This window comes from Streptomyces sp. NPDC041784 (assembly GCF_055591025.1).
The window spans coordinates 14788-31422 of record NZ_JBVJAB010000052.1 but is presented as its reverse complement, the minus strand read 5'-3'; the positions used below and the strand labels follow the sequence as shown (position 1 = coordinate 31422).

Sequence of the window (16635 nt, the reverse complement as noted above, 5' to 3'; positions counted from 1 at the left end):
GACGTCGAACACCTCTCTCAACGGCACAGGAGCCTCGTGCGTTGCGGGAGGCCGCCCCGTCACCCAACCGGTGGCCACTCTGAAAACGCTCAGTGACCGAACGGCAGACAAGACGAAGCCCCAGCCGACCTGCCGGCTGGGGCTTCTTCAGCGCACTACGGGGCATTCTCTCTCAATTTGCCGCGCCACGTCCGGAGTGGCACCGTGGAACTACGGCGCCGCGCAGCCACCCAGTGCAGCAACCCCCATTCAAGGCTCCCCGAGTCCTGACGGCCATACCAACCGGTAGAGGCAGCGCATGTGGGAAAAGATCGCAGATGCCGTGGGCCCCCTGTTCGATGAAGTAGTGCGTTACCCATTCAAGTTCTTTTTTGGCGCACTCACTGCAACGGCCGCAGCCGCAGGATTGACGTCTGGCCTTGGAGGCGATTCAGTAGCGGTAATCTTCACCCTGTTTTGCGGCGGCGCAATTACCGTCATACTTTTTATCTCTGCCACCTTGCGGAAGATTCGGGGCATGCGAATCGAGATACGCAAGCTGCGAACGAACACTGTCGTGCTTGACCGGTACATAAATATGACTACCCAGCTAGCGCCGGAGTCATTCACGATCGACGACTGGGACGAGATCGTCACGGTAAAAAAGCACGGAGACACCACCGTAGAGCGCTTTATCACGATCAGAGTTGGCGCGGACAAGCTATCTTCCTGCTATACAGCAAGTTTTCAGACGAGCAGAATGACAGACAGGCAGCGGAGAAGAGTGCGCGTGAAAGCTCACGAGTTCGACGAGAACCGCACGATTGGGGCGCCGTACGAGATTACCGACAAGTGGGAAGGCTCGAAGCAAACGATCTTCGTCCATTTCCGTGAACCGCTTCCGCCAGGCCAAGTTGCACGAATCTGGGTGCGCTGGGTATGGCCCGGCTTCTATAAGTCGCTCATTGACGGGGATGAGCCGGAGCCTGTCGAGTGGAGGTTGAGTAGAAACGCTGCTCGCATTAAGTCCCGCCTGATCTTCGCGAGCGACTGCGGGATTGACGCGAATAGGAACCTTAGCATTTCTCCCCTACTCCACTCCCCAGCTCCGAGTCAGCAACGCGGGCCGGATAGCTTCCTCTCAATCGAAGTCGATTATCAGAACGTAGTTCCCGGCACGACGCGCGGCTACGTCCTGGACAGCAACGACCCTCTGGCGTGATCCGAAACGCTCGCTTCTCAACGGAGGGGAATATGGCGAGCAACGGTGCCGAAAATTGACCCCCCAAGCCTCAGCCAAGTAACAAGCGGCTAGTAGGGCTTGGTCAGGTTCATCTGTATGTGGCGTGTCCGGTTGAGGGGCTGTGTCGTTGACCGGTCTGTGACACCTGGGGAGTTGGATGAAGTCCGGTGCCGTCTGGAGGACTTCGCGGCGGATGTGTTCGAGCCGTTCGCGCGGGCGGATCAGCGTCGGTGGGGCGAGGTGTACCTGCGGGGACTGCTGCTGGACGGCCGGCGGAAATCGGTGGAGCCGATGGCGGCCCGGCTGGGTGAGGACGGCAACCGTCAGGCCCTGGCCCATTTCATCACCACCAGCCCGTGGGATCCGGCGCATGTGCGGGCCCGGCTGGCATGGAAGATGGCTGCGGCGGTCAAACCGGCCGTGCTGATCATCGATGACACGGGCTTTCTGAAGGACGGTGACGCGTCGGCCTGTGTGTCGCGGCAGTACACGGGCACCGCCGACAAGGTGACCAACTGCCAGGCGGGCGTGTCCTTGCACCTGGCCTCGGACACCGCCTCGGCGGCGATCGACTGGCGCTTGTTCCTGCCCAGGAGCTGGGATCCCGCCTCGCCGCAGGCCGATCCCGCCAAGGTGACCCGCCGCGAACGGTGCGGCATCCCGCCGGACGTGGGCCATGTCGAGAAGTGGCAACTGGCCCTGGACATGATCGACGAGACCCGGTCCTGGGGCGTCGATGTCCCCCTCGCCGTGGCCGACGGCGGCTACGGAGACACCGCAGCCTTCCGGCTCGGCCTTCAGACACGCGGGCTGCACTACGTCGTGGGCAGCTCGACCACCCTCACTGCACACCCGCACGACGCGACGCCGCACACCCCGCCCCACAGCGGCCGCGGACGCCCGCCCCAGCCGGCCTACCCCGAGCCGGCGAAGAGTGTGAAAGAGCTGGTCATCGCCGCGGGGAAGCAGGCGGCCCGGCCCGTGCAGTGGCGGGAGGGCTCCCGCCCGGGCACCGGCCGCAGCGGGTTCAAGCGCATGTACTCACGGTTCGTGGCGCTGCGAATCCGGCCCGCCGGCCGCGAGATCCGCAAGCACACCGACGGCCCGGAACTACCTGCGTGCTGGCTGCTGGCCGAGTGGCCCGCCACCGAGCCGGAGCCGGTGCAGTTCTGGCTCTCCAACCTGCCCGACGACACCCCGCTCACCACGCTCGTGCGGCTGGCCAAGCTCCGCTGGCGGATCGAGCACGACTACCGCGAGATGAAACAGGCCCTGGGCCTGGCCCACTTCGAGGGCCGCACCTGGCAGGGCTGGCACCACCACGTCACCCTCGTCTCCGCCGCCCACGCCTTCTGCACACTCCAGCGACTGGCCCGGACCCCAAAAGAATGAGCGCCGGCCTGACCCTCTACCAGGTCGTCCGCGAGATGCAGCTACTCCTCGCCGTCTGGACCGGCGCCTGCCCCACCTGTCACCGCGACATACCCACGGAGATACCAACCTGACCAAGCCCTACTAGACACCCTGAAACTCTCGGATACAGATCCCGTCCGGCCATTGATTGGCCGTCTGACAGCGGTGCCAATCAATGAACCAGCCGCTGAACTCGGTGATGCGAGCCCTCTGGGGAAGCCGTCCGGTCCGGCCGAGGACTGCCGGGCGGACGAGGGGCTCGTTCGGAGGGGGACGGAGGTCGGCATCCGCGGTGCGGAGTTGGCGGCAGATGCCGATCACCCCCGTCGGGAGACAGGCTGCTGCTTCTCGTCCGCTCTCGCTGCCAGACAAGGGGAGTTACACCCAAACCTTGATCCGGCTTCAGCGGAGCGCTCAGGCGTTCTCTTCTGACGCTGACCGGAGTGGGAGCGGCCCCACCGCAGGATCCATCGGGAGAACAACCGAGAGTTTGAAGGAGCATCATGCGTACTCGTACATGGTTCGTCGGCCTCATGGCAGGAGCCGCCCTGCTGACTGGCGGTTCAGTCGCCACTGCCCAGGCTGCCGCCGATGACGCCCAAGCGGTCACCTGTGGGAACGCGTACTGGCCGCACGGCAACTACGACACCGGTTCCGGCAGGGTGACCGTGTCCAGCGCCGCCGTCCACACGGGTCCCTACTGGGCATGCACCACCGTGGGCTACGTATCGCAAGGCACCACCGTGTACTACGACTGCTACGTCGTGAACGACTACGGCAACACCTGGACATGGATCCGCGACGGCAACGGGAGCAGCCTCGGCTGGATCTATGACGCGTACCTCGACGACTATGGCGCCACGGTGGGCTGCTGACATCGTGCGGTGACCGCCTGATGTGTGCCCGCCTGTCCATGGCGGCGAGACCAGTCGTGGGCAGGCGGACCGGCAGATGATGTCGGGCCCTCACCCGGCGGCGGCCGCACTCGCAGCACCGCCCCCCGCGACATTCGCCTCCTCTTGAACCGGCCGGGCCGGAAAGGGATTGGGCGCGGCGCATTGGTCTCCTCAACAGGTCGGCCGGGTCGACTGACCGGCCGTGTCCGCAAAGAGGATCCAGGAGCGGAACTCTGCCGCGGTGCTCTCACCCTCGGCTTCTGCCAGCTCCTATCCGCTGATGGTGGCGCGGAGGACGTGGCGGGCTGTTTTGGTGCGGGCGAGGCGGTAGGCGAGTTTTTGGTGCTGGTAGTAGCGCCAGGGGAGGGCTTCGGTGTAGCCGTCGACGTGGCGGAACTGGTCCAGTGCGGCGCGGTGGTGGCCTTGCTTGGCGAGGAAGTGGGCGAGCAGGTGTCGTACTTCGGGCAGGCGGGGGTGGTCGCCCGCGGCGGCCGCGTCGTCGAGGGCGGCTTCGATCAGCTGCCGCACATGGCGGCTTTGGTAGCTGGCGTTGGAGCTGTTGTGCTCGTACCAGGCGATGAGGGGCAGCGCCGTCAGCAGGCTGCCTTTGGGGGCGCCGGCTGCCGCGGTCTCGGCGAATTCCCGGGCGAGGGTCTCGGAGCCGCGCCATTTGGCGCACCAGTACTGCAGGGCGCTGTAGTGGGCTTCGTAGTGGTGGGGTGCGCGTGCGGTGATCTCCTTCCACAGGGCGCGCATCTCCTGGTGGGAGTGGCCCAGGCCGAGGGCGGTCCAGATCTCGTTGATGTGCGGGGTGGGGTCGTCGGGGTTGAGGGCGGCGGCCCGTGCGGTGTCCTCGCGGGAGGTGACGAGGACGCGGTGGAAGTTCGCGAACTGTTCTGCGGTGGTGTGTCTGGCGAAGGAGGCGCCGCGCAGTTTCCAGGCGTGGGCGATGTTGGCGCGGGAATGGACGAGGGCCGCGTCGGGGTCGTCGGGGCGGGCGGTCTGCCAGGCACGCAGCCAGGTGTCGTCGTGGTGGGCGGCTTGGTGGCCGAGGCGCTGGGCGTACAGGGCGCGGCGTTCCCAGTCGGTGCCGGCGTCGTGGAGGAGGGCGGCTGCCGGTTCCCAGTGTCCGCGGGAGGCGGCCTGGAGTGCTGCCTCGAGTGCAGGTTCTTTGCCTGCCAGTTGGGTGCTCTGCCGTCGCAGGGGGAGGAGGAAGAAGTACGCCCAGCCCAGGGCCGCGAGCACGGCGATGAACACGACAGCTGACACAGAAGCTCCTGCTCGGTGAGGCGGATTTGGATGGTGCAGCTGCTCTGGCTGCGGGTACTGGCTGACCGGTGGGGTTTTCGGCCGGCGTTCAGCTGCGGTGGTCGGAGGAGACTCGGCCGGGGCCGGGGGGACGGGGCGTTTGCTGGCCCGTTGGCCGCGAAGGGTGGTGGCAGGGCCGGGGGTGACAGGGGCGGGTGTGAGTCTCTGGCGTGGGGTGCTCGGTGTTTGCCGACCGGCCCGGGGTGAGGCAGCCCGCCTGGTGTGGTCGGGCGGGCTGCCTCACGTGGGGTTCAGCCGATGGCGATGCGGGTGGTCCAGTTGGTGTTGGCGCCGATGATTTCTGATCCGGAGCCGGAGAGGGCGGTCTTGCTGCCGGCGTAGAGGCGGACGGATCCGTCTGCTTTGACGGTCCAGATGTCGGGGATGGTGTCGCCGTTGACGTCGGGGGTGCCCATGATGTGGGGGATGCCGGTGCTGTTCCAGCCGGAGACGCCGTACACGGTGTCGGCGCCGCCCGCGGAGTTGGCGGCGGAGGCCAGGGAGTTGAGGTCGACGCCGCCGGTGGCGGCTGCGATGCCCTTGCGCAGCAGCAGCTGGTTGGTGGAGTCGCTGCGGTAGACGAGGTCGGCGATCTTGTCTCCGGTGATGTCTCCGACGGTGACGATGTCGCGGGCGGCCCAGGGGGATGTGGTCAGGCGGGTGGCCTGGTCGATGGTGGCGCCGTGGTAGCCGGTGAAGGCCCACAGGGCTTCGCCGACGGTGGCGAGGAAGTCGGTGCGTCCGTCGCCGGTGATGTCGCCTGCGGCGGTGATCTGGGTGATGGTGTCGGGGCTGGGGGCGTTGGCGGGGAGCAGGATCTGCTGGCGCTTGTCGGTGTTGACGGCGCCGTAGCCGTCGCCGGGGTAGACCCAGAGTTTGTCGCCGATGCGGGCGACGAGGTCCTGGAGGCCGTCGCCGCCGTAGATGTCGCCGTTGTGGGTGATCAGGGCGCCGTTGAAGTGGCCCCGGGGTGCGGCGACGTAGGGCGGCAGGTCGTCGCCGTTGGGATCCTTGTCGGGGTTGGCCTGGTAGGCGCCGGTCATGGAGTAGTCCAGGTCGCCGGTGCCCTTGTCGAGGTCGTCCTTGTCCGCCTGCGAGGGGTACAGGGCGAGGGTGCCGGCGGAGGTGACGACCATCATGTCGGGCAGGCCGTCGCCGGTGAAGTCGCCGGCCTTGTCGGCCTGGTCGCGCGGGGTGACGTAGAAGAAGTACTTGGTGGCTTCGGAGACGTTGCCGGCGCTGTCGACGGCCCGCACGTAGAGCACGTTGGGCCCGGCGGTGGGGGGTTTGGCGTCGCTGATGGTGCCCTTGACGGTGGTGGCCGCCCCGTTGGTGCGGGTCAGGCTGCCGGTGTAGGTGGCGGAGTTGAAGCCGTACTCGTAGCGGACGACGTCGGTGTTGAGGGCGCGGAAGGTGAAGGAGCCGGGTGTGCCGAACTTCTTGGTCGACCACTTGGCGTCCTCGGCGCCGCTGCCGAAGCCGTTCTCGTCGCCGTCGGCGTCGGGGAAGTCGGTGGATTCGACCTTGGGCGGCTTGGGGGCGGTGGTGTCGAGGACGAACCGGCACGGGGTAGCGGTGGGGTACCACGGGGAAGTGACGCCTGCGTCGTCCACGGCGCGTACCCGCCAGGAGTACACGGTACCGGCCTTCAGCGTGCTGGTGGAGAAGCTGCCCGTGGTCTTCAGGGCGGCACTCCTGTCCGCGCCGACGGAGACCTTGCCGGTGGTCTTCAGCAGGTCACCGGTGGTGTCCCACTGGCCGGTGGGCCACAGGTCGAAATCGAGGTAGTCGAGGTTTGCGTCCTTGTCGGTGGCCTTGGCGGTGAAGGTCAGGCTGCCCGAGCCCATGCGGACGTACGGCGTGGTCGTGGTGCACTTGGCGTCGGGGCTGAGGTCGAGGGAGGTGGTGACGATGGCCGGCGGGCGGTTGTAGACGAGTTCGAGGTAGGGCGCGTTGTCGCCGTTGGCCTGGAACTTCTTCCACGCGTACTGGGAGTCCTCGTCCCGGGCGCGCAGGCCGAAGGTGATGGTGTCCTGCCCCTTGTCGATCGCCTTCTGGGCGCCGGTTTTGACGTCGAAGGTCTCGTAGGCGTCGCGGCAGCCGGACTTGTATCCGTGGGCGAAGCTCTTGGTGGCCAGTTTGTTGCCGTCGTGCAGTCTGGGCGCGTTCTTCCAGTTGGTGTGGGCGTTGACGGCGCCGGTGAGGTGGACGCTCATGGAGCGGTCCTGGCAGGACCAGGCGTAGGTCTCCAGCAGGTGCAGCCTGGCGCTGGTGATCTTGGTGCCTTTGAGGTCCTTGTCGAAGTCCATGTTGAAGAAGGACCGGGAGGTGCCCCAGGTGTCGGACTCGAAGCCGACGCGGGCTTCGTGCGTGCCGCCCTTGTTGAAGTCCTTGCCGTTGTAGAACGTGGCGTTGGGGTGCCGGTTGTAGGCGGTGGTCCAGTTCTGGACGTGCTTCTTGACCGCCGGGTCGATGAAGACGGGGTAGACGGTCGCCGGGTCGTCGAGGAAGTCCTGGTCGGGGGTGAGCGTCCACTGGCCGGCGGACAGGTCGGCCGTGACGAGCTCGCCGCGCGAGTCGGGCGAGGGACCGTTCAGCGACGGCAGACCCAGGGTGGCGGAGGACCCGGTCTGCGAGGGGGCGGGGGTGGGCTCCGCGGGCACGGTGGGCAGCGGCGCCTCCGACACGGGGACGGGCTCGTCGGTGGCCGAGGGCAGGACCTCGAGGTCGCTGTCGGTCTGCTCGTCCGAGACCACCTCGCCCTGCGAGGCGCTGGGCGTGGGGGAGGCGGAGCCGGACGCGGTGGGGGAGGGGTTGGGGGATTCCGACGCGGTGGGCTGGGCGGTGGTGCCCACGCCGCCGTCGGTGACGGCGGGCTCACCGCTGCTGTCCCACATCAGCGGGGTCGGCGAGAGCGCGACCTCCTCGCCGTCGGCGTCCAGGGCGCTGACCACCCCGGTCAGAGGGTCGAGCCGGAACGTCAGATCGGCCGAGTGCAGACCGTAGACGAGCTGCTGCACCTGCGGGTCCGCGGCAGCGGCGCGGTTCTTGACGACCACGACCTGGCCGAAGCCGTCGTCGTCCGCGGTGAGCACCAGGTCGCCGCCCGGGAAGACCTCCGGGTACAGGATCCGGTTGCCGTCGACGACGGGCGCCGGCACTGGGCCCGGCCAGGTCAGCTGGATCGCGTGGGCGCCGCCGTCGACGTACAGCGTGACCAGCGGTGTCCCGGTGTCCGCGGCCGCCGACTTCACCAGGGAGACGCGCTGCACGCCCGAGCGCGAGGCCCGCGCCGCGGACGGCTGCCCGTCGCGCTTGCCGGAACCGGCGGAGAACACCATGCGGGTGTTCGTGGCCTTCGGCTCCCAGCCCTCCTCGGTGCGGTGCAGGCTCGGGTCGACCGGCTTCCACTCGCCGTCGACCTTGGCACGGATCGGGGAGGAGTACACCCGCTTCTCCATCAGGGCGTCAGGGCGCGCCCACGTGGTGGAGTTGGCCGTGCGGGCGGCGGTCACCTCGACCTTCGTGCCGGTGCGGGCGGCCTGTTCGACCGCGGCCGACTCGGTGACCGCCTTCGGGCCGCGGCCGGCAGGCCCGTGAGGTGTGCCGTCGTCCAGCCGGAAGCCGGCGTAGACGATTCCGGTCGTGGCGACCGCGGTCGCGAGCAGCGTCGCAGTGGCCCGACGGCCGGGCCTGCGACGCCAGGTGCGCGTCATCGGGCGAGTTCCCCTTCCCCATCCCCAGAAGAAACCGGCGGACAGGACTCAGCTCCCCCCACCGGGCAGCTGATGATGACTGATGAAGATCCTGTCGTCACCCGGTGATGAACCGATGGCGGCTGCGGAACGTATATCCCGGCGATGGGCGCTCGCCTCGAAGAACGGCCGGGCCGTGCGCTGCGCACAGTGCGCAGATCGATGGAGAATGGCGCAAATCGGCGGAAGATTTGCCCACTTCAAGGTAAGAGGAAGATAAGAAGTCCTACCTGTGACGAACATTCACTTAACTACAGGTAGCTGCGCCTTGAAATCACTTCAGTGCGTAATGGTCGATTACGCGCCGTGATCATGATCACATGATCACGTGTCACCTGGCGTTTGTTCACAGATCGCCCACACAATCTGCGCTGTTCAGCAAGTCAATGCGCGTGGTCCGTCGCCGGTCCCGCCTGGACGGTCCGGGGGACCTCGTCGTGTTCGGCCGACTTCCGCATGCCCGCCGCCGCATCGCACGCACCACCGTGCCGACGCTCGCAGCCGCCCTGCTGCTCGGGCTGCTGCCCGCCCAGGCGCTGGCGATCCCGCCCGACCCCGACACCTCTCACGAGGAGACCGGGCGCGAGACGCTCCAGCTGGAAACGCTCGAGAGCGAAGTGCCTCTGGCGGGCACCGTCGAGGACCGTGACCTGGAGACGCTGAAGCAGGAGGAGCCAGCCCCGCAGGTCCAGGCACCATCGGGCACCACGCTTCCGCCCGCCAACACGCCAGGCACGGTCAACTTCGACGGCGCCGCGACGACGCCCGCGTCCCTGCACACTGCCGACGCCGGCGAGGCTGACGCCATGCAACAGGCCGGATCTCTGCCGGTCAGCTTGGCACCGGCCCCCGACGAGCCGACCCCGACCGGTTCGTGGCAGGTCGTCGTCGCCGACCGCACCTCTGCCGTCGGCCAGGGCGTGGACGGCGTGGTGATGACGGTGCAGGCACCGGCCACCGGCGCGGTCCCCGTCTCGGTGCAGGTCGACTACTCCGGGTTCGAGAGCCTCTACGGCGCAGACTGGGCGTCCCGGCTGCGCTTCGTGCAGTTCCCCGACTGCTACCTCGACACCCCCGACGACGAGGCATGCCAGACCTACGAGGAACTGGAGACCGCCAACGACACGGACGCAAAGTCCGTCACCGCCACCGTTGACCCGGCCGCCGACGACACGGTGACCCCCGCCTCCGTGAAGACCACCCCATCGCTCACCCCGGGCACGGTCCAGGCGGCGTACCGCACCTCCACCTCAGCCACACCCGTCGCGGCTTCCGGCAGCACGGCCGTCGTCGGCGTGGTCGACTCCGGCGCGGGCAAAGCCGGCGACTTCAAGGCCAGCCCACTCGCCTCCGACGGAAAGTGGGAGGCGGGCGGCTCCTCCGGCGCCTTCACCTGGTCCTACCCGCTGACCATTCCCGCGCCACCGGCAGGACCGGCCCCTCAGATCGCCTTCGGATACAGCTCCCAGACCGTCGACGGCCGCACTGCGGTCTCCTCACCGCAGGCCTCTTGGATCGGCGAGGGCTGGAGCTACGACCCCGGCTACATCGAACGCCGCTACCGCTCCTGCAAGGACGACCGCAAGACACTGGACGCCGGCACTTCCAACAACACCGCCGCCAAGGACAAGACGTCCGACCTGTGTTGGGTGTCCTACAACGCCGTGATGTCCCTGGGCGGCAAGACCACCGAACTCGTCCGAGACGACTCCCTGGACAGCGACCCAGAGACGGACACCGAGCGCTACCGCCCCCAGACCGACGACGGCACCCGCGTCGAGCACAAGACCGGCGGCGACAACGACGACAACAACGGCGAGTACTGGCTGGTCACCACCCCGGACGGCACCAAGTACCACTACGGCCTCAACAAGGTCGGCGGCGGCCACGCAGACACCGGCTCCGTCTCCACGGTCCCCGTCTTCGGCAACCACCCCGGCGAGCCCTGCCACGTCAGCGCCTTCGCCGATTCCCGGTGCGGCACCGGCAAGCAGCAGGCCTGGCGCTGGGGCCTGGACAAGATCGTCGACGTCCACGGCAACACGATGATCGTCAACTGGGAGCAGGAAACGAACTTCTACGCCGTCCGCAAGAAGTTCAAGAACCCCGAGCGCTACGACCGCTACGCCTACCCGGCGTCCATCGAGTACGGCATCCGCCCCACCGACTCGGGCGCCCTCGGCACGCCGGCCGCCACGGTCAGCTTCGGTGTGAAGGAACGCTGCCTGGAATCCGCCGCCGCCTGCGACGCCGACAACTTCGCCAAGACCGACGACCCCGGCGCCTACCGCGTGTGGTGGGACACCCCCGGCAACCTCAACTGCAAAGCCGACTCCAAGCTCTGCCCGCCCTTCCCGTCCTTCTGGACGCAGAAGCGCCTGGAGACGGTGACGACCAACGCCGCACGCGCAGGCCAGAGCGGCCTGGGCAAGGTCGACGTCTACACCCTTCACCAGGCCTTCCCCAAGGACTGGTACGACACCGCGCCCGGCCTGTGGCTCAACTCCATCACCCGCCGCGGCTACGCCCCCGGCGACAGCACCGGCGTCCTGCAGTCCGACGCCGGCGTCAGCTTCGCCCCCTACACCGTCGGCAAGGAATCACCGCTGCACAACCGGCTCCTGGACCGCCAGCTTCCCAACCTGGTCCTGAACGGCAAGAAGGACCAGCGCCCCGGCTTCACCAGGCCCCGCATCGGCGTCGTCTCCACCGAGAACGGCGCCGACATCGAGGTCGAGTACACCGGCGGCTGCGTGAGTGAACCTGCCGAGGACCACGGCAAGAGCAACGGCACCTGCTTCCCCGTGCGCTGGTCGCCCGACGGCGACGAGAAGACACCCAAGAAGGTCTGGTTCAACAAGTACATCGTCGACACCGTCACCGAGACCGACAAGATCAGCTCGCACGGCAAGCCGATCACCACCCAGTACACCTACCAGGACGCGGCCTGGGCCAAGAGCGACGACGAGTTCACCCGCCCCACCCTGCGCACCTACAGCGACTGGAAGGGCTACCGCCAGGTCACCGCCCTCAAGGGCGCCGAAAGCACCTCAGAAGTTGACGACGCAGTTCGCGCCGTCAACTCCCAGTCCAAAACCGTCACCCGGTACTTCCAGGGCACCGGCGGCACCGTCAAGGACTCCACCGGCACCTACACGCTCCTCGCCGACGACGCGGAGCAGTACGCCGGCATGACCGCGGAGACTCTCACCTACACCCACTCCGACGGCAAGATCCAGCAACGCACCCTGAACTACCCCTGGTCCCAGCAGACCGCCACCCGCGCACGCGAGAACGAAGACGGCACCGCAGCCGACCCGCTACGCGCCCACCGCGTCGGCGTCGAACGCACGGACGCCATCCAGACGGTCGGCAGTTCCTGGCAGGCCGTTCGCACGCTCACCGAGGTCGACGACGACTACGGCCTGCCCCTCGAAGTGGAGACCTACGTCGTCAAGCCAGGCGACAGCGGCGAAACCCTCTCCGACCGCACCTGCACCACCACCACCTACGTCCACAACACCACGGCCTGGATGATCGGCCTGCCGAAGGAACAGCGCACCACCGCAACCTCGTGCGCAGCCCAGGCCACGGCCGACCCGAAGACCCAGCTCAAGGCACACGTCCGCAACACCTACGACAACCTCGCCTACGGCGCCGCACCAACCCGGGGCCTGATCACCGCGCAGGCGGCGAACGACGGCGACGGCACCGCAGGCGCCATCGTCACCACGACGACGTACGACCCGCTCGGCCGGGTCCGCACCGTCGTCGCCCCGGGAACCGACACCGAAACCGTCTACACCCCCGCCGACCAGGGCGGCCCCGTCACCCAGATCCGAACGTTCAACGCCAAGGAGCAGTACACCACCACGACGTTCGACCCGGGCCGCAGCCTGGCCCTGACCGTCACCGACCCCAACGGCCGCGTCACCCGCAACGAGTACGACGCCCTCGGCCGACTGACCAAGGGCTGGACCCCGTCCGCGCCCACCGGGGCGCCCACGGTACGGATCACCTACCAGACCGCACTGGCCACCTCGGACAAGACCGTCCCGGCCGCAGTGACTCTGGAGACCCTTAAGGACGACGGCACCTACGCCCGCTCCGTCACTCTCTACGACGGCCTGGAACGGCAGGTGCAGACGCAGAGTGAGGCGCACGGTCCCGGCCGGATCATCGTGGACACGCACTACGACGATCACGGCCTGGTCCAGGAGCAGACCAGCGGATACCTGGCCAAGGGCGAGCCGTCCACCGAACTGTTCGCACCCCGGTCCAAGACGCTCATCCCCAGCTCCGTCACCTACACCTATGACGGCCTCGAGCGAGAAGTACGCTCCGACACCTCCCACGGTGGCGACCGGCAGTACTCATCCACCAAGCAGTACACGGACACCACCGTGACCGTGAACCCGCCCGGCGCCACCACCCCGCGCACTCGCACCGAGACCGACGCCCTCGGCCGCGTCACATCGATCCGGTACTTCAGCCAGGCCTCGCCCGCCTCCACCGCCGGACGCGACACCACCTACACCTACGACGCCCGCGGCAACCGCGAGAAGGTCACCGACGCCGCCGGCAACGTCTGGTCCTACGTCTACGACTCCCGCGGCCGGATCACGTCCTCCACCGATCCGGACACCGGCACTACCGAGATGGACTACGACGACGCGGACCGCCTGAACTACTCCAAGAACTCACGGATGCAGGAGACGTTCACCGAGTACGACCCGCTGGGCCGGGTCCGCTATGTCCGCCAGAACTCGGAAACCGCGAGCCCGGTCAAGGAGTTCGTCTACGACACGGCACCCGGCGGCATCGGCCAGCTTGAGAAGAGCATCCGCCACACCGCCGACGGCGACTACATCAACCGCGTCACCGGCTACAACGCCGACTACAACATCACCGGCACCGAGACCGTCATCCCCGCCAACGGCATGACCACCGGCCTGTCCGGCACCTACACCTACACCTACACCTACACACCCACTGGCAAGCCCCAGTCGGTCACCCTCCCCGCGGTGGGCGGCCTGTCGAGCGAGAAGGTCGTCACCCGCTACAACGCCGACGGCCTGCCCGAATCCACCTCCGGCGCGGCCTGGTACACGGCCGACGCCACCTACTCCCCGTACGGCGAAGTCCTGCGCACCGTCTCCGCCACCCAGCCCTACCGGGTATGGACGACCAACTTCGTCGACCCCCACACCGGCCGCCTCCAGCGCACCGTCACCGACCGCGAGACCGACGGCCCGCACCGCATCACGGACGGCTACTACTCCTACGACGTCTCCGGCACCATCACGTCCAACAGCCGCAACCTTGCCGATGCCGTCTGGGACACCCAGTGCTTCACCTACGACGTCATGGGCGAGCTGGTCAACGCCTGGACGTCCAACATCACTCAGGACCGGCAGTCCACCGGCTGCAAGGCCACCGACGGCACCACCTGGGGCTACGACGCCGACTACACGTCGTCGTCCGGCCCGGTGGCCGACGCCCCCGACAGCGCCACGGATCCCACCAGCCCGGACACGGCACTGACGTCCTCCCTGGCGGCCACCGCTCCCGCCACCGGCACCGTCTCGGCAGGCGGCACGGCCTACCGGCAGTCGTTCACCTTTGACCAGCTCGGCAACCGGGCCACCCTCACCGAGCACAACACCGCGGACGCGACACAGAACGTCACCTACACCTATGGCTACGGCAAAACCGCAGTCGGCGCCGCCGCGACCCAGCCGCACACGATGACGTCCATCAGCTCCAACCCCACGGGCAAGAGCAGCACGTACATCTACGACGCCACAGGTAATACGACCGACCGCGACCTGCCCGCCACGACACAAGACCTGGCCTGGTCGGCCGAGGACCAGCCGGAAACGATCACCAGCAACGGCACGAAGACGACCTACGTCTACGACGCCGACGGCAACCGCATCCTGGAGAACTCCACCACCGGCTCCACGCTGTACCTGGGCGAAACAGAACTGACCGCCAACACCACCGGCAGCATCACCAAGGCATCCCGCTCCTACACCCAAGCCGGCGCCCCCACCGTCACACGCACCACCACCAACAGCTCCACGACCGGCCACAAACTCGCCGTCCTGCTCGCAGACCACCTCGGCACCGCCGACACCTCGGTGGACATCGCACTCGGCCAGACCGTCACCCGCCGCGCCTTCAAACCGTACGGCGAAGCCCGCGGCACCAAGCCGACCGCCTGGCCCAACAAGCGCACCTACCTCGGCACCGGCATCGACGACACCAGCACCGGCCTCACCCACATCGGCGCACGTGAGTACGACCAGGCTGCGGGACGGTTCCTGTCAGCAGACCCCATCATCAACATCGCCAATCCCCTGCAGATGAATGGATATGCCTACAGCAACAACAGCCCCGTCAGCACCAGCGACCCAACAGGCTTGTGCCCTGATATCGACTGCCCCACCCGCGCATCGCCCAACCATCAGAACAGAACCCCCACCCAAGCGGCTCCTTCCGGAGAAGCGAAGGAGTCCCAGAACTATCAGGCCGCCAAGGCAGCCGGAAATGTGCCGCCAAGCGCACTCGTAAAGAAATACGTCGAGGTATATCCGGGCGTATGGGTTGACCGGAAATGGGACCACGTCAACGAATACGCAAGAAACCTGTGGTATCAAGTAGGCCTCTTCTGTATGGAATCGGGGGCCGCTTGCCTCTCGAAGGCACAGGATGCTGAAGAAGCGGCATTCAATCAGAGAATTCTCACGCATCTCAGGGTCCTGGCATGTCTGCGCCTAGATGATTGCCACGGGAAGAATGCTCCCAGTCCAATGGCTGGGGCAGCTGCTCTAGCGAAGGTCCTCGGCTTTGGAGGCGGAGAAGGGCCGAGCGGTATTGGCCGCCTCGGCGGTGGGTGCGGCAAGTGTTTCCTCGCCGGCACCGACGTCCTACTGGCCGACGGGACTACCAGGGATATTGAGGACGTCAAACTCGGAGACGAGGTTCTCGCTACAGACCCGAAGACCGGCGAGACCGGGCCCCGAAAAGTCACCCGGCTCATCGTCACCGAGGACGACAAGCACTTCAATGAACTGTCCATTGCCACTCAAAATGGCATCGAGAACCTCACCGCCACCTACGAACATCCGTTCTGGTCGCCCTCGGAACATGACTGGATAGAAGCCGGTCAGCTCAAGCCGGGCATGACTTTGCGTACGGATGACGGCGACACGGTCATCGTCACCGGGAACCGTTCCTTCACCGAGCATGCACGTACATACAATCTCACCGTTGATGACCTGCACACGTACTATGTGCTGGCGGGGAAGACTCCGGTCCTCGTTCACAACGCATCCTGCCCGATCTTCACTACTGGAAAGCCAATCAGTGGCCCACTTCCCGACGCTGGGCAGACGTCCTTGTATGCACTGGTGAAACCCTCGAGCGGTGAATTGCTTAAATGGGGAATATCCAAGAATCCCATCGGTCGCTACAAGAACTCAGACTATGAGGGTGGAGCTCAGATGGTGATCCTCAGGAATTACGACTCCCGGCAGGATGCTCTTGATGTAGAGCGATATATGACGGAGAGGCATCCGGGGCCGCTGAATTTTGAACCACACAGAGGGTCTGTGGCGCCTACTCAGTCTTGGGAGCAGGATCTGCAGTATGTCACTGGCGGTAGGTTCTTCAAGGATCGCGACGGCTGGTAGATGCTCTACCTGCGTGAATGCTGGAGGTGGCATGTCATCAAGTTCGTACACCGTGGAAACGGAGAGCGGAGAGTCGTACGAGGGAATTTCGGAAGACTTGCTCTTCGAGTTGATCGGCGAGCTGAGTTATCCCGATAACTCATTTCTCGCGATCGAGTCACAGGGATCCGGTGATCAGTGGTACGTCGTCGTGACTCTGGATTCAGGTGATCGGCTTGAAGTGGAGTATCGGAATCCGGAAAGACAAGAACATCGCGTCGTTCCCGGTGGAACTGCATCAAGGGTCGCAAGGGATGTGACGATCTGGGTTTCCTCGGTCGTCCACCGCTGAGTCGCTGTTGCGT

General features: G+C 66.6%; 7 protein-coding genes. 5 read left to right on the top strand and 2 right to left on the bottom strand.

Translation table 11 applies throughout. The annotated features are described in order from the left end of the window. The first annotated feature begins 298 nt into the window (after positions 1 to 298). The 3 genes from ACZ6D7_RS45130 to ACZ6D7_RS45120 all read left to right on the top strand — a co-directional run bounded on the left by ACZ6D7_RS45130 (position 299) and on the right by ACZ6D7_RS45120 (position 3510). Positions 299 to 1201, top strand: coding sequence for a hypothetical protein (locus ACZ6D7_RS45130; RefSeq protein ID WP_469504227.1), 903 nt, complete (start codon positions 299 to 301; stop codon positions 1199 to 1201). A gap of 159 nt (positions 1202 to 1360) precedes the next feature. Further along, positions 1361 to 2614, top strand: coding sequence for an IS701 family transposase (locus ACZ6D7_RS45125; RefSeq protein WP_469504224.1), 1254 nt, complete (start codon positions 1361 to 1363; stop codon positions 2612 to 2614). Positions 2615 to 3138: 524 nt separating this feature from the next. Then, positions 3139 to 3510: an SH3 domain-containing protein gene (locus tag ACZ6D7_RS45120; RefSeq protein WP_469504221.1), complete on the top strand. Its 372-nt coding sequence runs from the start codon at positions 3139 to 3141 to the stop codon at positions 3508 to 3510. A gap of 291 nt (positions 3511 to 3801) precedes the next feature. Here the strand turns inward: ACZ6D7_RS45120 and ACZ6D7_RS45115 are convergent, their stop codons facing one another. Both ACZ6D7_RS45115 and ACZ6D7_RS45110 read right to left on the bottom strand, forming a co-directional pair. Next, positions 3802 to 4800: a hypothetical protein gene (locus ACZ6D7_RS45115; protein ID WP_469504218.1), complete on the bottom strand. Its 999-nt coding sequence runs from the start codon at positions 4798 to 4800 to the stop codon at positions 3802 to 3804. 290 nt (positions 4801 to 5090) lie between these two features. Next, positions 5091 to 8555, bottom strand: a complete 3465-nt coding sequence (locus ACZ6D7_RS45110) for a DNRLRE domain-containing protein (protein WP_469504215.1) — start codon at positions 8553 to 8555, stop codon at positions 5091 to 5093. A gap of 476 nt (positions 8556 to 9031) precedes the next feature. Here ACZ6D7_RS45110 and ACZ6D7_RS45105 point away from each other — a divergent pair, with 476 nt between their 5' ends. Together ACZ6D7_RS45105 and ACZ6D7_RS45100 are read left to right on the top strand one after the other, a co-directional pair. Further along, positions 9032 to 16291: a polymorphic toxin-type HINT domain-containing protein gene (locus ACZ6D7_RS45105; RefSeq protein ID WP_469504213.1), complete on the top strand. Its 7260-nt coding sequence runs from the start codon at positions 9032 to 9034 to the stop codon at positions 16289 to 16291. A gap of 52 nt (positions 16292 to 16343) precedes the next feature. Further along, positions 16344 to 16622, top strand: a complete 279-nt coding sequence (locus ACZ6D7_RS45100) for a hypothetical protein (RefSeq protein ID WP_469504210.1) — start codon at positions 16344 to 16346, stop codon at positions 16620 to 16622. Positions 16623 to 16635 lie beyond the last annotated feature (13 nt).